This is a genomic window from Clostridium sp. 1001283B150225_161107_B6 (assembly GCF_015556325.1).
Taxonomy (GTDB): domain Bacteria; phylum Bacillota; class Clostridia; order Lachnospirales; family Lachnospiraceae; genus Enterocloster.
On record NZ_JADNMD010000002.1, the window covers coordinates 537,453 to 558,576 of the forward strand.

General features: G+C 50.2%; 18 protein-coding genes. 15 read left to right on the forward strand and 3 right to left on the reverse strand.

What is annotated here, in order from left to right:
* Nucleotides 1-107: 107 nt before the first annotated feature.
* Nucleotides 108-1,154, reverse strand: coding sequence for a LacI family DNA-binding transcriptional regulator (locus I2H39_RS07525; protein ID WP_195626165.1), 1,047 nt, complete (start codon nt 1,152-1,154; stop codon nt 108-110).
* Between the two features lie 414 nt (nt 1,155-1,568).
* Between I2H39_RS07525 and I2H39_RS07530 the strand changes: the two genes are divergently transcribed.
* Genes I2H39_RS07530 through I2H39_RS07560 form a run of 7 tightly spaced genes read left to right on the forward strand, consistent with a single transcriptional unit; the run spans nt 1,569 to nt 9,059 of the window.
* A complete protein-coding gene (locus I2H39_RS07530) occupies nt 1,569-2,636 on the forward strand; it encodes an Ldh family oxidoreductase (protein WP_195626166.1) in 1,068 nt (355 codons plus the stop codon).
* Nucleotides 2,637-2,664: 28 nt separating this feature from the next.
* Nucleotides 2,665-3,492, forward strand: coding sequence for an SDR family oxidoreductase (locus I2H39_RS07535; protein WP_138307719.1), 828 nt, complete (start codon nt 2,665-2,667; stop codon nt 3,490-3,492).
* Nucleotides 3,493-3,515: 23 nt separating this feature from the next.
* A complete protein-coding gene (locus I2H39_RS07540; protein ID WP_207746782.1) occupies nt 3,516-4,940 on the forward strand; it encodes an L-fucose isomerase in 1,425 nt (474 codons plus the stop codon).
* A 17-nt stretch (nt 4,941-4,957) separates the two neighbouring features.
* On the forward strand, nt 4,958-5,866 hold the full coding sequence (locus tag I2H39_RS07545) for an SMP-30/gluconolactonase/LRE family protein (protein WP_138307723.1): 909 nt from the start codon (nt 4,958-4,960) through the stop codon (nt 5,864-5,866).
* Nucleotide 5,867: 1 nt separating this feature from the next.
* Nucleotides 5,868-6,641, forward strand: coding sequence for an aldolase/citrate lyase family protein (locus tag I2H39_RS07550; protein WP_138307725.1), 774 nt, complete (start codon nt 5,868-5,870; stop codon nt 6,639-6,641).
* Between the two features lie 23 nt (nt 6,642-6,664).
* Nucleotides 6,665-7,579 (forward strand): creatininase family protein, encoded by a 915-nt coding sequence (locus I2H39_RS07555; protein ID WP_138307727.1) that lies wholly within the window; start codon nt 6,665-6,667, stop codon nt 7,577-7,579.
* Nucleotides 7,580-7,619: 40 nt separating this feature from the next.
* Nucleotides 7,620-9,059, forward strand: coding sequence for a four-carbon acid sugar kinase family protein (locus tag I2H39_RS07560; protein ID WP_195626168.1), 1,440 nt, complete (start codon nt 7,620-7,622; stop codon nt 9,057-9,059).
* 72 nt (nt 9,060-9,131) lie between these two features.
* On the opposite strand, the gene I2H39_RS07565 is transcribed toward I2H39_RS07560, so the two are convergent.
* Entirely contained in the window at nt 9,132-10,214 is a 1,083-nt protein-coding gene (locus I2H39_RS07565; RefSeq protein WP_138307731.1) for a LacI family DNA-binding transcriptional regulator, read from the reverse strand.
* A 341-nt stretch (nt 10,215-10,555) separates the two neighbouring features.
* Between I2H39_RS07565 and I2H39_RS07570 the strand changes: the two genes are divergently transcribed.
* From I2H39_RS07570 to I2H39_RS07600, 7 genes are all read left to right on the forward strand, one after another.
* On the forward strand, nt 10,556-11,335 hold the full coding sequence (locus I2H39_RS07570) for an SDR family oxidoreductase (RefSeq protein WP_138307733.1): 780 nt from the start codon (nt 10,556-10,558) through the stop codon (nt 11,333-11,335).
* 18 nt (nt 11,336-11,353) lie between these two features.
* The gene (locus I2H39_RS07575; protein WP_138307735.1) at nt 11,354-12,172 is read left to right on the forward strand and encodes a transketolase; all 819 of its coding nucleotides are present in this window, start codon (nt 11,354-11,356) and stop codon (nt 12,170-12,172) included.
* A complete protein-coding gene (locus I2H39_RS07580) occupies nt 12,169-13,104 on the forward strand; it encodes a transketolase C-terminal domain-containing protein (RefSeq protein WP_195626169.1) in 936 nt (311 codons plus the stop codon). Before I2H39_RS07575 ends, I2H39_RS07580 begins: the two co-directional genes overlap by 4 nt.
* Nucleotides 13,105-13,108: 4 nt before the next feature.
* The gene (locus I2H39_RS07585; RefSeq protein WP_195626170.1) at nt 13,109-14,569 is read left to right on the forward strand and encodes a glycerol kinase; all 1,461 of its coding nucleotides are present in this window, start codon (nt 13,109-13,111) and stop codon (nt 14,567-14,569) included.
* 34 nt (nt 14,570-14,603) lie between these two features.
* A complete protein-coding gene (locus tag I2H39_RS07590) occupies nt 14,604-16,001 on the forward strand; it encodes a glycoside-pentoside-hexuronide (GPH):cation symporter (RefSeq protein ID WP_138307741.1) in 1,398 nt (465 codons plus the stop codon).
* A gap of 380 nt (nt 16,002-16,381) precedes the next feature.
* Entirely contained in the window at nt 16,382-16,852 is a 471-nt protein-coding gene (locus I2H39_RS07595) for a hypothetical protein (RefSeq protein ID WP_227146943.1), read from the forward strand.
* A 133-nt stretch (nt 16,853-16,985) separates the two neighbouring features.
* Entirely contained in the window at nt 16,986-18,470 is a 1,485-nt protein-coding gene (locus I2H39_RS07600; protein WP_138307743.1) for an AAA family ATPase, read from the forward strand.
* A 38-nt stretch (nt 18,471-18,508) separates the two neighbouring features.
* Here the strand turns inward: I2H39_RS07600 and I2H39_RS07605 are convergent, their stop codons facing one another.
* A complete protein-coding gene (locus I2H39_RS07605) occupies nt 18,509-19,393 on the reverse strand; it encodes a LysR family transcriptional regulator (protein WP_171042578.1) in 885 nt (294 codons plus the stop codon).
* 503 nt (nt 19,394-19,896) lie between these two features.
* Between I2H39_RS07605 and I2H39_RS07610 the strand changes: the two genes are divergently transcribed.
* On the forward strand, nt 19,897-21,108 hold the full coding sequence (locus tag I2H39_RS07610) for a DUF401 family protein (RefSeq protein ID WP_171042579.1): 1,212 nt from the start codon (nt 19,897-19,899) through the stop codon (nt 21,106-21,108).
* Nucleotides 21,109-21,124: the final 16 nt, after the last annotated feature.

Consider the following 21,124-nt stretch of genomic DNA (forward strand, 5'->3'; position numbering starts at 1 on the left):
TATATAAAGTAATAAACAAGGCTTTCTGGTCTGATTCCCGCAGAAAGCCTTGTTTTATACAAAAATAATCGGACGAGGTACACAAACTTTGATGCTGAAATGCTCCATCATGCGGTTTCTCTGGTTTTCAGTGTACAGGGGAACAGCGCAAGATTGGTAGGGTTCTCTGTATTGTCTTCTGCCAGCAGCAGTGCCAGGGCCTTTTCAATCATGCTGTCCATGGGCTGGACAAAGGAGGTTATGCTATATGCACTATAGGATGCCAGCTCAATATCATCGAAACCAATGATGGCTACATCGTCAGGTACTTTGAGCTCGTATTCATACCGGGCGCAGTCTAGGACACCGGCGCTTACCAGGTCACTGACGCAGAACAAGGCTTCCGGGCATTTCCCTTCCTGTTTCAGAAGCTGGCGGAATCCTTCTTTACCGCCTTCATACGTAAAGGCGGTTCCAATGACGGGACAATGCTGGATTCCTCTCTCCTCCAGACGGGAGACAAAACCCTTGCGTCTGTCGCGGCTGGTTGAAGCTCCGTCATATCCTCCGATAAAAGCAAAGCTTCGATAGCCTTTCATGAAGAAGTAGTCTGCGCAATCACGTCCGGCCTGTACATTATCACAGCATACAGCCTGGATGCCCGGTGTATTCATGTAGCGGTTGAATAAAACCACCGGAACTCCGAAATCAATACAGGTGTCGGCCAAATCCGAAGTCAGGGTGACAGATGTGATTAAAATTCCGTCAACACGATATTGAAGAATCTGGTGAATCAAATCCTGCATATGGTCGGCTTCATCTAAGGAGAAGTATAATACCTGCTTTCCCATGGAACGTAAGCGGATAGAGAGCTTGCTCAACACGGTTGCGTAAAATGGATTGGTGGTGTTCTGCATGATGACGGCAACTATATTTGTACTGTTGGATATCAGACTTCTTGCAATGGCGTCAGGCGCGTATTTTAACGTGCGTGCAGCATCCAGTACCCGCTGCCGGGTGGCCGGAGTCATCTTTGAGTTAGGCGTAAAGGCTCTTGAAACGGTTGCTTGTGAAACTCCGGCCAGCTTGGCTACATCAATGGATGTGTTGTGGCCCCTCCCGGTTCCATGCTTGCTCTTGGATTTACTTCTGACATCGGAATCAGAGCTGTTCATAAATATTATCCATTCCTTTCATTTTGTGTGCGTGCAGGCCGCACTAAATATAATTAACAATATCATAAAACCAGACAGTGTGCAAGAAAATGGTAAAGAAATTGCAAATGAATACGAATTATATTTGATATTTTCATATATGGGTTGTGAAAATGTACAATTTATAGATGAAATAATTGACTAAAATGCCTAAAATAGTGAAAATAAAAAAATTGCATTGACGAAATAGCAGTTATAGGAATATAATGAATCTGTAAATAAATGAATACGTATTCATAAAAACGCAGAATGAGGTTGCGCTCAGTGAAAAAAGTTTGAAAAAGATTTGTTTTTACTGTGTTGCAACTTAAATAATGACAGTAAATGAATAGGTATACATTTGGGATATACGTATAAGGTTAAGGAGGAAAAAAGGTGGGAAATACAGTATTAATGCGCGGCGAGGCCGTGACTGCATTTACACAGGAACTGTTCCGGAAGGCCGGAATGAGTGAGGAGGACGCAAGGTATCATGCGGAATGTCTTGTGAATACGAATTATTGGGGGATTGACTCCCATGGGGTTATCCGTGTACCGGCCTATTTCAAACGTATGCTGAACGGCGCCATAAACACAACACCCAATATCCGGGTGGTCCGGGGAGAGGGATGTCTGGAAGTCCTGGATGCGGATGCGGCAGCCGGTTTTATCGGAGGCAGGGCAGGTATGGAGCGCGCCATGGAGCACGCGGCGCGGACAGGGATTGGGGCCTGCGGCGTGATTAACAGCAACCACTTCGGCGCAGGCGCGCTTTACGCCCGTATGGCGGCTGAACAGGGAATGATAGGGATTGCCATGACCAATGTAAAGCCGCTGATTGTTGCCCCGGGAGCCAGCGTGCCGGTAACCGGCAACAACCCCATTGCCTTCGGCATTCCCACCTACGGGGATTTCCCCTTTGTATTGGATATGTCATTATCTGTTGTGGCAGGGGGCAAGCTTACGCTGGCAATTAAGAAAAAGGAGAGGATACCCATGGATTGGGCTACGGATAAGGAAGGGCGCCCCACCGACGACCCCCAGGCAGCCTTTGACGGATATCTGCTTCCCATGGGCGGACACAAGGGACTGGGACTTTCCTATGTGGTGGATATCTTGTCCGGCCTCATCACAGGCGGCGTGTTTTCAAAGGATATGAAGAGCATGTATGCCAACCCCAGGGACCCAAGCCTGACCGGACATTTCTTCATTGCATTGGATATCTCCAAAATCATCTCTAAGGAGCAGATGCAGGAGCGGATGGCCCGGTTCAGGGACCAGCTGAAGGCCACGCCCATGTGGCAGGAGGGAGCGGAAATGCTCCTGCCGGGTGAGATTGAGTACCGGAAGGAACAGGAACGCCGCCGGGACGGGCTGCCCATTCCGGTGACAACCTATGAGGAACTGGCAGCGCTTAAGAAGGAATACGGCATTCAGGCGCCGCTGGACATAATCGGAGAATGACAGACGGAAAGGAAAAGGAGAGGTTAATATGAAGCTGGAAAATAAGGTTGCCATAATCACCGGAGGAACCAAGGGAATCGGCTATGGAATCGCGCAGGAATATCTGAAGGAAGGCGCGAAAATCACCATTTGTTCCAGAAATCCAAAGGAGGGGGAGGCTGCTGCTGAGGAGCTTGGCAGACTGGGCCAGGTCCTGTATCTGCAGGCGGACGTTTCATCCATTGAGGATAACCAGAGGCTGGTGGACGAGACGGTTAAGAAGTACGGAAGGCTGGATATCTTTGTGGCCAACGCAGGCATCAATGACCCGGATAAGACCCATTACCTGCACATAACGCAAGAGCAGTACGACAGAATCCTGGGCGTAAACCTGAAGGGGCTGTTCTTTGGCGGACAGCTGGCTGCCAGGCAGATGGTAAAGCAGGGGCAGGGCGGCGCCATTGTAAACATTTCTTCGGTCAACGCGTACCTGGCCCTGGACAGCCAGATGTGCTACACCACCAGCAAGGGCGGTGTAAGTCAGCTGACCAAGGTGCAGGCAGTGGCCCTTACCCCCTATAATATCAAGGTAAATGCCATCTGCCCCGGCCCCATTGAGAGCGAGCTTATGAGACGTGTTGGTTCCGATGAACAGCTGTTCAACACGGTGATTTCCAGGACGCCCATCGGCAGGATAGGGACGCCTAACGAGTGCGGAAGGCTGGCCGTATTCCTGGCCTGCGAAGATTCCGATTTTGTGTACGGACAGTCCATATACATTGACGGCGGCAGGAGCTTCCAGGCATTTCCCGTACCGGGTTACAAGACGGTTACCGATGAACAGTATGAAAAGCTCATGGAGCTGGAGCACAAATAGAGGAGGAATGACCGGTGAAAAAAATGAATTTGCCCAAGGTGGGCATGATTACCTTCAGCGATCCCAGGGAACATGAATATAAGGTGCTGTACCAGGAAAAGACAGCTGCAAGGATGAAACAGGCCGTTGAATATTTTGCGGATTACGGGATGGAATTACATGCCTTTGAGACGGCAGCCAGGTCGCCTGAGGAGATTGACCGGCAGACAGGGGAGCTTAAGAAAATGGGAGTGGAGGTATTCATCGCGAACATCCCCTGCTGGACCTGGCCCAACGGCGTTGTGCGGGGCGTGCTGAATATGGGACTTCCCACCATTCTCCTTTCCAATGACGATCCCGGCACCCACGGTACGGTGGGACTTCTGGGCTCCGGCGGCGCGCTGAACCAGATTGGTTACAGCCACCTGAGGATTCAGCAGGATTTCACGGATGTACATCCCAACCTGTTCGATACCAAAATGATGCCCTACATAAGGGCTGCTGCTGCAGTGAGAAAACTGCAGGGCAGGGTCTTCGGCTTCATCGGAGGGCGCTCCCTTGGAATCGATACAGGAAGTTTTGACCCTATGCAGTGGAAGAAACGGTTCCAGATTGACAGCGACCACATTGACCATGAGGAAATCATACGCAGGGCGGAGGCTGTTGACGCGGAGCGGATTGAGGCAGCGTTTAAGTGGCTGACGGACAGCGTGGGAGCGGTCAGGTATGATGAGAAGCTGACGGAGGAGCGGTTAAAATACCAGGTTGCCTGTTACCTGGCCACCAAGGACATTATCGCAGAGCGCCATCTGGACTTCGGCGCCATTAAATGTATGCCGGACCTGACCAATTTCCGGGCGCCCCAGTGCATATCCACAGCCCTGCTCAACGGCGGATATGATGCGGACGGAGCCTTCGAACCCTTCCCCATATCCTGCGAGGCGGATGCGGACGGAGCCCTGACCATGGAAATACTGAAGCTGGTGTCCGGCGGAATGCCCACCATGTTTGCGGATGTAAGCCATATCGGCTACAAAGAGGGGCTTATATATCTTCCCAACTGCGGTTCCATGTGCACCTATTATGCGGGACGCTGCTGCGACGGATGTAAGAATATGAAGAACATTGAACTGCGCAGGGCCAACCGCCCTTCCGGCGGAGCAGTCACCTTCACGGTTCCCAGTGCAGGCCAGATGACCATGGCAAGGCTTTGCAGGGTGGACGGCAGATACCAGATGTTTATCATTGAGACGGAATTTGTGGAACCATCCGGTGAAATACTGGATGCCTTCGTAAAAGCCAGGGGCGTACACCAGCTTCCGGTGGCATTTATGAAAGCTGACTTTGATATTGAGAAATTCGTGGATGTGTTTAATTCCAACCACATCAGCGGTGTGGCGGGCCAATATAAGAAGGAGCTCATCCATGTCTGCAGCCTGCTGGATATTGAACCGGTTGTAATCCGGTAGAATACGGGGGGATGAACATGGGACTTACCTATGAGTGTTTTGATAAGCGGCTCCTGGATTTGGTGGATGTGGACCAGAATCTGGAGACGGTCTGCACAGGGTTTACCTTTATCGAGGGACCTGTCTGGAACCATGTTACCGGATGCCTCACCTTCAATGATATCCCGGTGAGCCGGACCTACCGGCTGGGCCCGGACAAATCAGTAAGGCTTTTGCGGGAGAATACCCATAAGGCCAACGGAAATGCCTATGATATGGAGGGCAACATCATTGTCTGTGAGCATGTGCGCAGCTGTATATCCAGAACCGACGATATGGGGCGGAATCCGGAGGTGCTGGTCAGCCATTATGGGGATAAGGAGCTTAACAGCCCAAACGACGTGGTGGTGAGAAGTGACGGGTGCATTTTCTTTACAGACCCGAGATTTGGAAGGAATCCGTCCAGGGTGGGCCTGGCCCGTCCCCAGGACCTGGATTTCCAGGGCGTGTTCTGTTTTCATCCGGAGAGCGGTGAGCTTAAGCTGCTGGCAGATGATTTTGAGAATCCCAACGGCCTCTGCTTTTCCCCGGATGAATCCTGCCTTTACGTCAACGACTCGCCCAGGAAGCATATACGCAGGTTCCGGGTGGGGGAAGACGGCGCCCTGCAGGGCGGAGAGGTATGGGCGGAAACCATTGGACCGGGGGAGGGACTGCCTGACGGGATGAAGGTTGACAGCCTGGAAAACGTGTACTGCTGTGCCCAGGGAGGCGTCCATATTTTCCATAAAAGCGGGGATTATCTGGGAATCATCAGGGTTCCGGAGCAGACCGGCAACTGTGCCTTCGGGGGAACGGATATGGATATTCTCTATCTGGCGGCCTCCACCACCCTTTACAGTTTCCGGATTAACGGCCATGCAGACAAAAACGGAAGGAAGATATGAAATGATTAGGGAAAATAAAGTAAAGCAGAAATTGAAAAACGGCGAAGCCGTCATAGGCACCTTTGTAAAAACCATTGACCCCAGCGTGGTGGAAATCCTGGGTTGTACCGGAATGGAGTTCTTTGTGATTGACAGCGAGCATGTTTCCTATAATCCGGAGACCATCACGGACCTGGTAAGGGCGTCGGACTTAACCGGAATCGTGCCCATTGTCCGGGTCAGGGAAGCCACGGCTGTGAATATTATGCAGGCGCTGGATACAGGTGCCCTGGGCTATCACGCCCCGAATGTGGATACGCCGGAGCAGGCCAGGATTGCAGTGGATGCAGGGCGGTACACCCCTCTGGGAAACCGGGGCTTCGCTCCCACCCACAGGGCTGCCAGCTACGGCATGATGGATAAGCAGGAATACATTGACAAGGCCAACCGGGAGGTTTTAAGCATTATTCACTGCGAGACAATGGAGTCCCTTAACAATCTGGATGAAATCCTTAAGCTGGAGGAGCTGGACGTGGTCTTTATCGGCCCCATGGACCTGTCCCAGTCCCTTGGGCGGGACGTGATGGGACAGAGAAACCATCCCAGGCTTCTGGAAGCCATAGACCAAATCATTGATAAGGTAAACAGGGCCGGCAAGGCAGTGGGAACGGTAGCGGATAATGGGCGGATGGCCCGGGAACTGATGGATAAGGGAGTGCGTTACATACCCGTCAGCTCCGACCAGGGCATGATAGGAAACATGGCCAGAAATATCATGAAGGAATTAAATCAATAAAAACATAAAAGGAGATTAGAAAAATGAAAAAGCAGACAGAATTTAAATTAAACAAGAGGGATTCCGTATGGTTCCAGGACAATACCGCAGCCGTAAACTGCGCTTATGCAAAGGAGGTCTGCGATTTGGCCATCCTTCCCATCGGGGCAATCGAACAGCACGGACCTCACTGCCCATGCGGCAGCGATTCATTTAATGCAATGGGCATTGCGGAGGCAGTTGCAAAGAAATCCGGCGCCATGATTCTGGCCTGCCCTATGTACGGCTCCCATCCGGCCCATCACTGGGGGATGCCCGGAACCATCCCCCTTACATTTGAGACACATGTGGGCCTTCTGACCGACATCATCCGGGGGGCAGCCAATGCAGGCTACAACAAATTCCTGATTATTTCTGCCCACGGCCAGACCATGTCCATGTTTGAGGCAGTGCACAAGGCGGGAATCGAGGGTTACTTTACCATCGGAAGCACCTGGTATGACTTCCTGAGGGACAATAAGACCACGCTGGATACCTATATGTGGCATGCGGATGAGGCTGAGACCTCGGTTGCCCTGTCATTGTATCCGGATAAGGTACATATGGATTTGGCCGTGCCGGGCACAGCCCACGGACTCATTGATTCCAAGTGGAAGATAGCGCCAGGCCAGGCAGCCGGAGAGGGTATGCTGTATCACTTTGAGGGAACCTTCTCACTGATGGAAAAGGACGACCTGGATACAGGCGTAATCGGAGATCCCACAAATGCCAGCAAAGAAAAGGGCGACAAGATTGTGGAGCGGTGCGCGGACCTTTACTGCGAGCTGGTGGGTGAAATCATGACCAAGTATCCATGCGGCGTGAATCCGCTGGGCTTCCGCAATCCGCTGGGATACAACGGCACCAATAACATTTGCTACGACGCGATGCACGATGAACACGGCAATCTGAAAAAGTAAGGCATGGCGGTACGTATAAAAACAGACAGGCGGGATGAATATGGCAGAAACCACCAGATTATCAGCAGGACAGCTGGAACGGAAGGCTGACCGGGATGAGGAGCGGATTGACCGGCTCCTCAAGGAGGTAATCCGAAAGAGCAGAAGGAAAATCGTGGTGCTGGACGACGACCCCACAGGCGTCCAGACCGTACATGACGTATCTGTATACACGGACTGGTCCGAGGAAGCCGTGCTCAGCGGTTTTAAGGAGGAAAACAGCCTGTTCTACATACTGACCAACTCCCGGGGCTTCACGGCGGCTGAGACAGAAAAAGCGCACCGTGAGATTGCCTGCCGCGTGTTAAAGGCCGCCGGGGAGACGGGGCGCGGATTCATCCTGATGAACCGGGGGGATTCCACGCTCCGGGGGCATTATCCCCTGGAAACGGAAGTTCTGCGGGAGGTGCTGTGGAAGGAAGGCGGAATCCAGGTGGACGGCGAGGTCATCTGCCCCTTTTTCCGGGAAGGGGGACGGTATACCATCGGTAATGTACATTATGTCCGGTATGGCAGTGAGCTGATTCCGGCAGGAGAGACGGAGTTCGCCAAAGACAGGACCTTTGGGTACCGTTCCTCGAATTTGACAGAGTATGTGGAGGAAAAGACGGAAGGCGTTTTCCCGTCTCAGAATGTGGTCTGCATCGGACTGGATGATTTGCAAAAGGGCGATGTGGATAAGGTGGCGGGCCAGCTCATGGAAGTCAGCGGTTTTAATAAAATTATAGTGAATGCCATTGGATACGGCGACCTTAAGGTGTTCTGCCTTGCCCTGTACCGCGCCATGGACCAGGGAAAGCGGTTCCTGTTCCGCACAGCCGCCTCCCTTGTAAAGGTGATAGGGGGGATTGCAGACCAGCCCCTGCTTACCAGGGAGCAGATGGTAAGGTGTGAAAACGGACACGGCGGCGTTATTGTGGTGGGCTCCCATACGGCCAAGACCACCAGGCAGCTGGAGGAACTGAAAAAGATTCCCGGAATTGAGTTCCTGGAATTTAACTCAGACCTGGTGCTGGACCAGGCGGCTTTAGAGGAGGAGACAGAACGGATTGTCCGCAGTATGGGGGCCATCATTGCAGGCGGCAGAACCGCGGCAGTCTATACGAGAAGGCGTCTGCTGGAGCTGGAAAATGACACCAGGGAGGCTGCTCTTAAACGTTCGGTGAAAATCTCAGACGCAGTGCAGACCCTGGTGGGAAGACTGGAAGTGGTTCCGGCCTTTGTGGTTGCCAAGGGAGGAATCACATCCTCCGACGTGGGGACCAGGGCGCTGCAGGTAAAGAAGGCCACTGTCATGGGCCAGGCTGCTCCCGGCGTACCGGTGTGGAAGACGGGAGAGGAAAGCAGGTTTCCCGGCATTCCCTATGTTATCTTTCCCGGGAATGTGGGGGAGGATGGTACGCTGCGGGAGGCAGTGGAGGTTTTGATTGGGAAGCAGTGAATGATGGAAAGAACTTATACCATATAGAAAGAAAGGGCCGTATCGTCGTGGTACGGCCCTTTTGGAATTTAGCTATTGTCTTTTAGCCGATTGTCTTTCCGCCGATTTTCTGCCCACCGATTCCCGCACAATCAGTTTTGTACCAATGCGGATTTTCCTGGAACGGGATTCCCAACGTTTTTCCGGACCGTTTTCCGCTGCCTGGCGGTCCGCGTCCTGTATCAGGCGCATTAATTCATCCACAGCCTCAACGGCAAAGGCCCGTTTGGATACATTGACTGAGGTCAGGGGAGGACTGGTGACCTCACAGGTAGGACGGTCATTGAAACCAATGATGGATATATCCTCCGGAATACGGATTCCCTTCTCCGAACAGGCGCGGATGAAACCTACTGCAGTGGTATCATCATCGCATACAAAGGCATCCGGCAGCGTCAGGGAAGGCGAATCCAGGATTTTACGGATATCACGGTAGCTTCCTTCCTCTGTGTAATGGACCGTCCAGATATGTTCCGGCAGGAATGCCAGACTGAAATGCTTCAGCGCGTTTTCATATCCTGAATGCCTCTCCCGGAAGCTGCTGATACGTGTCTGGCTTTTCAGATAACCGATGTTGCGGTGTCCGTTCCGTACCAGATAATCAATGGCTTGGTAGGTTCCCATCTGGTTATTGATGGATACGGAATTACAGGACAGACGGGTGAAATCATTGTCCAGCGCCACAAAGGGAATCTGGATGGCTGAAAATGCATCCATATCCTCATCGAACATTTCCGTAGCAAAAATAATGGCTCCCTGGGAGTTCAATTCATTGATTCGTTCTATCTGCGGTTCCACCGGCCGCCGTTTGTCAATGGTGGACAGGAGGATATTGTATCCGTAGCTTCTGGCCCGGGATTCAATGTTTTCCATAAGTAAAAGAAAAAAAGGGTGCAGGTCAAGAATCTCTCCGTGCCTTTTATAAATGATAAAACAGAGATTATTGCTGGGCTCCGCTGCTGCGGAGCTCTTTATCAGATGTTCATATCCCAATTCTTTCAGTTCATTTAAGACCCTGGAACGGGTGGCCTCCGAGACACCTGGCTTGTGGTTGATAATCAGCGACAGAGCCGCAGGGGATACGCCTACCTGGCTGGCTATTTCTTTATTTGTCATGGATATATCCTCCTAATATCATTGAAAAATCTGTTTCTAGTGAATATTATAAAAGATTTCAGCTTATATGTCAAATGATTTAGTGAATGGTTTAGAAAATATTCAGCGTATTTTTACGAAAAACCATGTTTGTATTTTATAAACTCTTTTTAAAAATGTCTTGATAAAGAAGATATAGTCACATGGTCTGAGGTAAAACGGTAAAATTTCATGAGATTAGTAGAAGTACACAAAATCATGAAAGAAAAAATAGTAAATATTCAGTATTTACAAACTAAATATTTAGAGATACAATCTAAATATAAAGAAACAAAAAACTAAATATTTAGGAGGAAAACAGAATGATTCAGTACGAAAAGGTAAACGGAGATTTTGATTTAACAGGCAAGGCAGCTATTGTTGTAGGCGGGGCAGGCGGTATCGGGGAGGCAACCGCACAGATGTATGCAAGGAAGGGAGCAAAGGTAGCCATTGTGGACTGCAAGGACAACTGTCCGGAGGTGGCAGAAAAAATCGCTGCTGCATACGGGGTTGAGACAATCGGCGTCAGATGTGACGTCACCAGCCAGGAGAGCGTGGATGCAATGATGAGGGCGGTTACAGATGCCTTTGGCGAGATACATATCCTGGCAGCCATGCCCGGGTTTGTAGACCTATACCGTGCGTCAGAGATTGAAATCAGCACCATTGAAAAGCATATGGCAATCAATGCAGTGGGCGTATTCCGGGTCTGCCAGGCAGCAGCCAATCAGATGATTGCCCAGGGAAAGGGAGGCAAGATTGTGTGCGTAACATCCCAGGCGGACTTTATTGCAATCAATAAACATGTGGGATACACCATGAGCAAGGCAGCTGTGGTGGGCATGATAAAGGTATGTGCCCTGGAGTGGGCTGAGTACGGCATCAATGTCAATGGCGTTGCTCCTACCGTGGTAAATACATACATGGGTGAAAAGGCATGGCAGGGCAAGGTGAAAACCGACATGATTGAAAGGATTCCGGCCCGCCGTTTTGCAGAGACAGACGAAATTGCGGCAGCCGTACTCTTCCTCTCATGCAATGAGTCCAACATGATTACCGGTGAGGACCTTGTTGTGGATGGAGGCTTTACAATTTATTAAATCAGGGGAGGACATGGTATGGATGCATTGACAAGAAAATCGTATGAGCTGCGCCGGGACATCATAGAAATGGTGTACAAATCAGGGGCCGGGCATGTGGGAGGCGACCTGAGCGTGGCGGATATATTGACTGTCTTATATTTCAGGGTGATGAATGTGTCGCCTGAGAAAATGGAGGATGAAAACCGGGACCGTTTTCTGCTCAGCAAGGGACACTGTGCGGATGCGCTGTACTGTGTCCTGGGGGAACGGGGGTTTTATGATGTGAAAGAGGCAATTGAGACCTTCAGCGGGTTCGGAAGCAGATTTATCGGCCATCCCAACACAGAGGTGCCTGGAATAGAGATGAATTCAGGCTCCCTGGGACACGGGATTTCCGTGGGTGTGGGAATGGCGCTGGCAGCAAGGATGGACCGGAAAAGCTACCGGACCTATGTGGTTTTGGGGGATGGGGAGATGGCAGAGGGCTCCAACTATGAAGGCATGATGGCGGCCGGCCATTACCGTCTGGATAATCTGTGCGCGACCGTGGATTTAAACCGTCTGCAGATAAGCGGGACCACGGAACAGGTGATGAACAGCGCCAGCCTGGCTGCCAAATTCAGGGAATTTGGATGGAATGTTATTGAGGTGGCAGACGGCCATAACTGCGGCATGCTGGCAGAGGCATACGAAAAGGCGGAGGCATTCAAGGGAAAACCATCGGCAGTGATTGCCCATACAGTGAAGGGAAAAGGCGTATCCTTCATGGAAAACCAGATATCATGGCATCACGGGGTTATGACGCGGGAACAGTACGAAACAGCCGTAAAGGAAATAGAGGAGGTGCTGCAATGAATCAAGTTACAAACCGCCAAGTGATTTGCGAGACCCTGTTAAAAGCAGCGGAAACCCAAATGGATATTGTGGTCCTGTGCTCGGATTCAAGGGGCTCTGCCTCCATGACCCCTTTTGCGAAACAGTATCCGTCCCGGTTTGTTGAACTGGGAATTGCGGAACAGAATCTGGTGTCGGTGGCAGCCGGTATGGCTGCCTGCGGAAAAAAGGCGTTTGCCGTATCCCCGGCCAGCTTTCTTTCCACCAGGAGTTATGAGCAGGCCAAAATTGATGTGGCCTATTCAGGGACTAATGTGACTTTGGTGGGAATCAGCGGGGGAATCAGCTACGGAGCCCTTGGAATGAGCCATCATTCCTGCCAGGATATTGCTGCATTTTCAGCCCTTCCCGGCATGAGGGTATATCTGCCCAGCGACCGGTTTCAGACCCGGCGGCTGATGGAAGCCCTTTTGGAGGACCAGGAACCTGCTTATGTGAGAGTAAGCAGGTCGGCCACCGAGGATGTTTATGATGAGACAGCGGAGCTTAAGCTGAATCAGGCAATGGTACTTTCCCGGGGAACCGATGTGATGCTGATTGCATGCGGAGAGATGGTGCCTTATGCGGTCAAGGCAGCGGAAATCCTCCAAAGAGACGGCATCAGCGCCGGAGTAATTGACATGTACTGCTTAAAACCCTTTGACGGGGAGACTGTGCTGAATTTTGCAAAGCAGGTAAAATGCCTGGTGACAGTGGAAGAACATTCTGTTTATGGAGGATTGGGAAGCCTGACAGCCCAGGTGACAGCCGGGAGGTGTCCGGTTCTGGTAAAACAGATTGCCCTGCCGGATGTCCATCTGATACCTGGAACCAGCCGGGAGGTGTTCCGCTATTACCATATGGATGAAGAGGGGATTGCTGAAACGGTAAAGAATACATTGGCGGGGGTGTGACAATATGAGGTATGTATTGGGAATTGACCAGAGCACCCAGGGTACCAAGGCGGTACTGGTGGATGAATATGGAAAGATTGCCGGGCGGGCGGACCGCGCCCACCGGCAGATTATCAACGGACAGGGATGGGTTTCCCACGATTTAAATGAGATTTATGAAAATGTGCTGGCCGCAGCAAGGGCTGTTCTGGACGAAACAGACATCCTGCCGGAGCAGGTAGCTGCAATCGGAATCAGCAACCAAAGGGAAACCACGGCAATCTGGGACAGGAACGGCGCACCCCTGACCCACGCAGTGGTATGGCAGTGTGCCAGGGCAGAGGGGACGGCCCGGAGCCTGTCCGCTTACAGTGAAATCATACGGGATAAAACAGGTCTTAAGCTGTCTCCCTATTTTCCTGCGGCAAAAATGGCATGGCTTATACAAAACCTGGATATACAGGAGGATGATTTAGGGCAGATATGCCTTGGTACCATTGACTCCTGGCTTATATTCCGCATGACCGGAGGCGCCTCCTTTAAGACAGACTATTCCAATGCATCCAGGACCCAGCTCTATTCAATCAGGGATTTAAAGTGGGATGAGGAAATCTGCGGACTGTTCGGCGTGCCTTTAAAGTGTCTGCCGGACGTGTGCGACAGCAACAGCGTGTTTGGAATGACGGATTTGGGCGGTATTTTCCCTGAACAGATACCCATTCACAGCGCCATCGGAGACTCCCACGCCGCCTTATTCGGGCAGGGCTGCCACGACAGCGGAACAATCAAGACCACCTATGGCACAGGTTCATCCATTATGATGAATGTGGGGGACGCCTTTGTAAAGAGCAGCCACGGTCTGGTTACCTCCCTTGCATGGGGAATTGACGGAAAGATTGATTACGTACTGGAGGGCAATATCAACTATACGGGAGCTGTAATCAGCTGGCTGAAGGATGATGTGAAGCTGGTGGCCTCGCCGGCAGAAACAGAATGTGCGGCAGCTATGGCTAATCCGCTGGATAAGACCATACTGGTGCCTGCTTTTTCCGGACTGTCCGCGCCGTACTGGAAGGCGGATGCAAAGGCTGTTTTATATGGAATGAGCCGCACCACAGGGAAGAATGAAATCATTAAGGCGGCGCTGGAAAGTATTGCTTACCAAATCAACGCGGTACTGGAGTCCATGGAAAAGGACAGCGGCATTCCCATCCGGGAACTGCGGGTGGACGGAGGACCTACAAGGAACAGCTATCTGATGCAGCTGCAGAGCGATTTGTCCAATGTGGTGGTGCAGATTGCCAATACAGAAGAACTGTCGGCAATCGGGGCAGCCTATCTGGCAGGATTGGGCGCAGGAATCTATGAAAAGGCGGCCCTGTTCGGACGGGAGGAGCGCAAACAGTATGTGCCTGCTATGAAAGCGGAGCAGCGAAAGGAAAAACTGGCGGATTGGAATCATGTTATTGACCTTCTGTCGAGATAAGAGGAGACTGTAATTCGTGAAGAAGGAGTGTGCAATGGGGACTACAAAAAAACAATACCAGGCAGGGGTGAATCTGGCAACCTACCGCCTGACGCCGTTAAAACGGTTTTATTATGCACTGGGAGATTTCGGCTACAATTTCATGTATTACTGGCTCAGTACGTATCTGACCATTTACTATACAGATACCATTGGAATTCCGGCGGCAGCTGTGTCGGTTATGATGCTGGTTATACGCATCTTTGACGCATTTAATGACCCGGTTATCGGTTCGCTGGCCGACAGGACCCACAGCAGATGGGGAAGATACAGGGTCTGGTTTTTACTGGGGTCCATTGCCATGGCGTCCTTTATTGTGCTGATTTTCGCTGCAAGCCCGGACTGGTCCTATCGTGGAAGGCTATTATGGATGTGGGGGGTCTATGTGCTGCTGACCATTGCTTCCACATGCAGCAATATGCCCTATGGGGCGCTCAACGGCTGTATCACCCCGGATTCGGAGGACCGTGCAAAGGTGTCCGGGCTGCGGATGATGTTCGCCAATGTCAGCTCTATGGTTACGGTAATCATTGCGGTTCCGCTGATGAGGCTGTTCTCTTCAGATGGTACTGCCAGCAGCGCCAGGGGATATTTCTGGGCAGTGCTGATTACATGTGTCCTGGGACTTCCCACCATGGTCATCTGCTGTATGAATACAAAGGAGGTACTGACGCCGCCGCCCACACAGACCAGTATACCGCTAAAAAGCCAGATGCATTCCCTGGTAAAAAACCGCCCTGTCATTATTCTGATACTGGGTCAGTTTATCCTTGGATGCGTGATTTACGGCAGGGCGGCCATGCTTGCCTATTACTGGGAGTATAATGCAGGGGATGCAGGCTATGCCACTACCTATGGAATCATCAGCCTGTTTGCGGCAATTGCAGGAACCGGCTGGTTTGGCAATGTTTTGTTCAGATGCCTGAACCACAAGGGCAAGGTTTGCTCGGTCCTGAATTTTGTCACGGCAGGCGCTTATTTCCTCATGTACTTTGTGACTGCCCCGGCCGTATCTTTCTGGGTCCTTACTTTCATAGGAAGCATGAGCTTTTATGCCTATATGGGCGTGCATTTCGGCGCAATCGGGGATGCTGTGGACTATGGGGAATACATAACCGGGGTGCGCTGCGACGGATTTCTGTCCTCGTTTGTGTCGGTGGCCAATAAGGCCGGCGGCGCCATCATGCCGGCTATCGGAATTGCGGTGCTGGCAGCCTTCCGCTACGTGGCAAGAGGTGAACAGCCTGCTGAGATTCTGAATGCAATCAACTGGTTCATTACCCTGATTCCGGCAGTCATCAGCGCGGTCAACGGCGTGCTGTACCTGTTTTATCCTATCAGCACGGAAAAGCATAGGGAAATCATGAAGGAACTGATTGGGAGAAGGGCGTAGGCTGGTCATGAATTTTATTGGTATGGTATTTTGTTAATCCTATTCTTTCGATTGTAATCTCATACGGAATGATATAAGAAAGCTGGACCAGCCGGCTTATTCCATAACCGTACTTTAGGAGGAAATATTTATCAATTGTTTAGAAAGAAGTCAGAGTTTTTTAAATATAAATGCTGCGCAGTCTGCTATACTGTAGAAAACAAATGAAACGGACTGGACAATAAATGAAATTCTGGGCTTACTTTTTAATTCCTGTATACACGGTTTTATTTACAAGAGGATATAACTGGTTTACCACCAATTTTTCTGTTATAGGCAATTTTTTTGACAGGAAGAAGTCGTTTTTCCTGTGGGGCGTTTTGGTGGGGAGTTATTTTTATATGATACACAGGAACATAAAATCCCGGATTGCGCTGCATCCAATCTGCGCCGGATTGGTTCCGGCTGCGCTGGTGCTGCTGTTCTGTGCCATTACGACCCCGTATCTACCGGAGGAGTTACCCCTTAAATCTGTATTGCATATCATATTTGCATTTTTATCCGCGGTGCTGGTGCTTTTGTATCTGCTTTGGATAATAGGAGCCCGGTACCGGATATCCCCCGGGGCATACAGGCGTTTTCTGTATGGGTGGGGAGCCATTGTGGGTGTATCCGTATTCCTTTTGGCAGCGGCCGGAATCATCAGCAGTGCGCTGGAGATTTATGTGACCCTGACATCCGTTGCCATGGCGGAACGTCTGGTTTGCCGGATTGCCGCACAGAAGGAAATGCCGGACGGCGGGGAAAAGGTATCCGAAGAGGATTCCCAGGGGAACTGCGGGGGAAAACACCGCAAACAGCTATTGACATAAAATAGGGATTTACATATAATAGGGCTAGAAAAAACGTGCTTTTCCAGTGGACATACACGTAAATCAGCCACAAAGAGAGAGTATATGGCACAGAGGTGTTATGACTCTCTCTTTCAATATCAGGAGGATTCTTATGCCAGTATTTGATTTCAGCGACAGACCTAAAACAGAAGAGGCGCCCCAGTGCACCTACCGTGTATTTTACTCCGGTGAGGCCGCTGCTTCCCCGGAGAAGCCCATGCTTGTCCTGGACAACAGCAGCCGGACCTGGAACCACCATTCCTGCGGGGTGTTCGCCAATCAGGCCAGGCGGACGGCTTTTGAATTCAAGGAGGAGGACGGGACTGTCAGCGCGGATATCCTGCAGGTTGACGCCCGCTTTATCAGTCTGCTCCGCTGGCTGGGGGAAAACCATATCAGTGTCCGGCTGTCCGGTCAGAACCGCGGGGACGGGTATGCGGTCTATAAGATACGGGAGGTGGCCTTTGGCGGCGGCACCAAGCTGTCTGCGGAGGACGGATTTCTCCAGTTTATGATTGAACGGCTGCTGGCAAGCAGCGCGCCCGAGGCAGAGCTGGCAGAAGAGGACCAGGAGGAAATCGGGGATGACATGAAGCTGACCAGCCTTCAGAGTCTCTCTGATTTCATGAACTGCGCCGGTCGGACGCTGCCGGACAATATACGGATTTGGGCCCGCAGGAACCTGGCTGTGGCCCGCTCCCATGAAGTGACCCCGGAGGAGAGGCGCCACGCGCAGCGCGCCCTTTCCATCATGATGAACATTCAGTGGAAGAACCACTATTTTGAGTCCATTGACCCTGTGGAGGCCCGCCGGATACTGGATGAGGAGCTGTACGGTATGGAGCGGGTCAAACAGAGAATCATAGAAACCATCATACAGATTAACCGTACCCATACCCTTCCTGCATACGGTATGCTTCTGGTTGGTCCGGCAGGCACCGGAAAGTCACAGATTGCCTATGCGGTGGCCAGGATTTTAAAGCTTCCCTGGACAACCCTGGACATGAGCTCCATCAATGATTCGGAACAGCTTACCGGCAGTTCACGCATTTATTCAAACGCGAAACCTGGTATTATCATGGAGGCATTTTCCATGGCGGGAGAATCAAACCTTGTGTTTATCATCAATGAACTGGATAAGGCATCATCAGGTAAGGGCAATGGAAATCCTGCCGATGTGCTGCTGACCCTCCTGGACAACCTGGGTTTTACGGACAATTACATAGAGTGTATGATTCCCACCGGCGGCGTGTACCCCATTGCAACTGCCAATGACAAGTCTCAAATCAGCGCGCCCCTTATGTCACGTTTCGCGGTGATAGACATTCCGGACTATACGCCGGAGGAAAAGAAAATCATATTTTCCAGGTACGCCATGCCAAAGGTTTTAAAGCGCATGGGGCTGCATGAAGATGAATGTGTGGTGACAGCAGACGCCCTTGACGCGGTCATAGAAAAGTACGCGGATACCACGGGCATCCGGGATTTGGAACAGGCCGCGGAGCATATGGCTGCCAACGCGCTCTATCAGATAGAAGTGGACCATGTACCTGCGGTGGTGTTTGACGGGGGGATGGTGCGGGGGCTGCTGGGGTAAGGCGACTCAGGGATACTGCGGCCCAGGCAGTATTTTTACTAAAACTTCTTTATCTCATCTGCCAGGTAAAGCAGAAACTGCTGCTCCCTCTGATTCGGTTTGCAGAGCCGCGATTTAATGAAGCACACTGCCATATGGTCACCGTCCGCAATAGGCCTACACAGGCAGCTTTTCATATTCCGGTTAGCTGAATTTATTATGCCTGGCAGCAGGTAATTGTGGCGGAACAGGGCTTCATAGGTGGTTCCGCGGTCTGAGACATACAATGCCCCTGCTGGGTGAACTGAAAAATCAACCCGGTCATCTGTGACCAGGTTGATATTTATTACAACGGGATATTGAGCCAGGTCATCCTTTGTGACTGTTTCTGAGGCAGCCAGGGGATGACTTTTTGCCATATATACCCCCATGGCAATTCCCAGCCTCAGAACATAAAAATCCAGTTTATAATTCTCTGCAACCTGTCTGTATTTATCTATCTGTTTTTCTTCCATCATAAGAATTCCTATTCTGCATGTCTGATTTAATATATACCCCATTACTTTCTTTAATCCTCCCTCTAAAAAGACATCGTGGCTTTGGGTCGTATACATTTTTTTATAATTAAGAAAACATTGGAAAATGGAAGCTGAAGGCGTACAACAGACCAACAGGGATTCCCGGTCCCCGGAACGGTCAGGAATTTCCAGTATGGACTGCCAGTTTGCCACGATTTTTTCTGCTGCATCTAAAAAGTATAATCCTTCTTCAGTGGCGGTCAGGCCAGCTGCTGTGCGGATAAAAATGTTGTATCCGACCTCTGTTTCCACGTTTTTGATAATACTGCTTAGATGCGATTGGGAAATAAATACGTTCTGGGCGGCCTTATTGATGGAATGGCATTTGTTTGCCTCTAAAATATACATGAGATTTTTAATGTCCATTTGTATCTCCCCAGCCAGACGGCTCATTATCCTATCTGTATTTGAGATAAGGTATCCGATATACCTATTAGTAAATCAAATGACCGTATGATAGTATCAATTATATACAATTACTTTATTATCAACAAGTGGGGGCATATAATTGTCGAAAATCACGAATCGCAGCAATGCTTCCGCTTTTGAGGATTGCCTTAAGCAGGTGATGATGGTTTTCATTAAGTTGATGAGAAAAATCATCAATAGGCAGCTGCTTACGGATACAGAGGACAGGAATACTGGATAAATTTGGGAATCCGAGGGGGGCGGAGGATGGAAAATTGAAGGAAAATAAAGCATATTTCAACAGAAAATAAGAAAAACGGGTAAAAAATTAAAAAAATACGGAAAAAAGAGAAGTTGGCACCTAAGTTGCTTATATTAATTGTGTAAAGGTTGTGCACAAACCGAAACATAAGATACAGTCAAAATCACTGAAAGTGAAAAAATTTATGGGGGGTACACTTATGGATTATAACTTAATCAAACTGGTTGTTATTTTCGCCATAATCGTGGCAATTATATGGGCGAAAAAACCGCTGCACTGGGCTTTTATTGTAGGTACTGTCGCCACGGCAGTCATCTGCATGATTCCAATCAAGGAATGCGGGGAAGTAATTGTCGGTGTTCTGACCAGCTGGGGTAAGATGGCCATTGTACTTGACATCTACCTGATTACATTTCTCCAGAGATTGCTGGATAAACGCAAGCAGATTCAAAAGGCCCAGGTTGACATGATTAATCTGTTTAACAACAGGATTGTTAATGCACTTTTAATTCCAATCATCATTGGTTTCCTTCCGTCGCCTGCCGCCCTGGTTTTATGCGGGGAAATCGTGAATGAGGCTACAGGGGATTACATGAATGCAAAGGAGAAAGCCATCATTACATCCTATTTCCGCCATATACCGGAATCTTTTCTCCCTACATACCCTGTTATCCTGCTGTTATGCGGATTTTCAGGACTGCCGATATCCAGTTTTGTAATTGCAATGCTTCCGCCGGTTACCATATTGTTTGTGGTGGGATACTTTATTTTCCTCAGAAAGCTTCCTACTAAAACCGGCATTGAGATTACTGTCAGCAAAAAGGATGCAGCAGTCAGTCTGTTCAAACATATCTGGTCATTGGTACTGATTATGGTATTAATCATGGGGGTTGGATTGTCAGTCGAAATTTCAATTGGAATCGTATTACTTATCAGCTTCTTTGTCTATAAGGTCACGCCAAAGGAAATAGCCCAGCTGCTGCCCAAGGCATTTGATAAGGTAATGATTCTCAGCACGCTGATGATATTCATCTTCCAGGGATTTTTATCACATGCCGGTGTGCTGGCATCTCTGATTACAGCGTTCCAGACATTACCGATTCCCGCCTATATTATGTTTGCTTTGCTCATCTTTGTGGGCGGTGTCCTGACAGGGGCGCAGGGAATCATAGCAGTGGTTGCCCCGCTTGCATTTGCGGCAATTCCAAACTTCGGGGTACCTCTGGTTATGCTGCTGGGCTGTTTTGCATGGGCATCAAACCAGTTATCCCCCACACATGTATGCGTGGTAGTTGCAGCCAATTACTTTAAGGTTGATTTCAGCGACATGGTCCGTCAGGTTATTCCCTGCCTGGCAGTATATCTGGCATTTACATTTGCCTATTATCATGTTCTGCTGCTCTTTATGTAAGATAAAACAAATAAAC

Bases quoted from the DNA above. Each gene is read 5' to 3' on its own strand.
- I2H39_RS07525 (WP_195626165.1), bottom strand. From the start codon at position 1,154: ATGAACAGCTCTGATTCCGATGTCAGAAGTAAATCCAAGAGCAAGCAT.
- I2H39_RS07535 (WP_138307719.1), top strand. From the start codon at position 2,665: ATGAAGCTGGAAAATAAGGTTGCCATAATCACCGGAGGAACCAAGGGA.
- I2H39_RS07540 (WP_207746782.1), top strand. From the start codon at position 3,516: ATGAATTTGCCCAAGGTGGGCATGATTACCTTCAGCGATCCCAGGGAA.
- I2H39_RS07545 (WP_138307723.1), top strand. From the start codon at position 4,958: ATGGGACTTACCTATGAGTGTTTTGATAAGCGGCTCCTGGATTTGGTG.
- I2H39_RS07550 (WP_138307725.1), top strand. From the start codon at position 5,868: ATGATTAGGGAAAATAAAGTAAAGCAGAAATTGAAAAACGGCGAAGCC.
- I2H39_RS07555 (WP_138307727.1), top strand. From the start codon at position 6,665: ATGAAAAAGCAGACAGAATTTAAATTAAACAAGAGGGATTCCGTATGG.
- I2H39_RS07560 (WP_195626168.1), top strand. From the start codon at position 7,620: ATGGCAGAAACCACCAGATTATCAGCAGGACAGCTGGAACGGAAGGCT.
- I2H39_RS07565 (WP_138307731.1), bottom strand. From the start codon at position 10,214: ATGACAAATAAAGAAATAGCCAGCCAGGTAGGCGTATCCCCTGCGGCT.
- I2H39_RS07570 (WP_138307733.1), top strand. From the start codon at position 10,556: ATGATTCAGTACGAAAAGGTAAACGGAGATTTTGATTTAACAGGCAAG.
- I2H39_RS07575 (WP_138307735.1), top strand. From the start codon at position 11,354: ATGGATGCATTGACAAGAAAATCGTATGAGCTGCGCCGGGACATCATA.
- I2H39_RS07580 (WP_195626169.1), top strand. From the start codon at position 12,169: ATGAATCAAGTTACAAACCGCCAAGTGATTTGCGAGACCCTGTTAAAA.
- I2H39_RS07585 (WP_195626170.1), top strand. From the start codon at position 13,109: ATGAGGTATGTATTGGGAATTGACCAGAGCACCCAGGGTACCAAGGCG.
- I2H39_RS07590 (WP_138307741.1), top strand. From the start codon at position 14,604: ATGGGGACTACAAAAAAACAATACCAGGCAGGGGTGAATCTGGCAACC.
- I2H39_RS07595 (WP_227146943.1), top strand. From the start codon at position 16,382: ATGATACACAGGAACATAAAATCCCGGATTGCGCTGCATCCAATCTGC.
- I2H39_RS07600 (WP_138307743.1), top strand. From the start codon at position 16,986: ATGCCAGTATTTGATTTCAGCGACAGACCTAAAACAGAAGAGGCGCCC.
- I2H39_RS07605 (WP_171042578.1), bottom strand. From the start codon at position 19,393: ATGGACATTAAAAATCTCATGTATATTTTAGAGGCAAACAAATGCCAT.
- I2H39_RS07610 (WP_171042579.1), top strand. From the start codon at position 19,897: ATGGATTATAACTTAATCAAACTGGTTGTTATTTTCGCCATAATCGTG.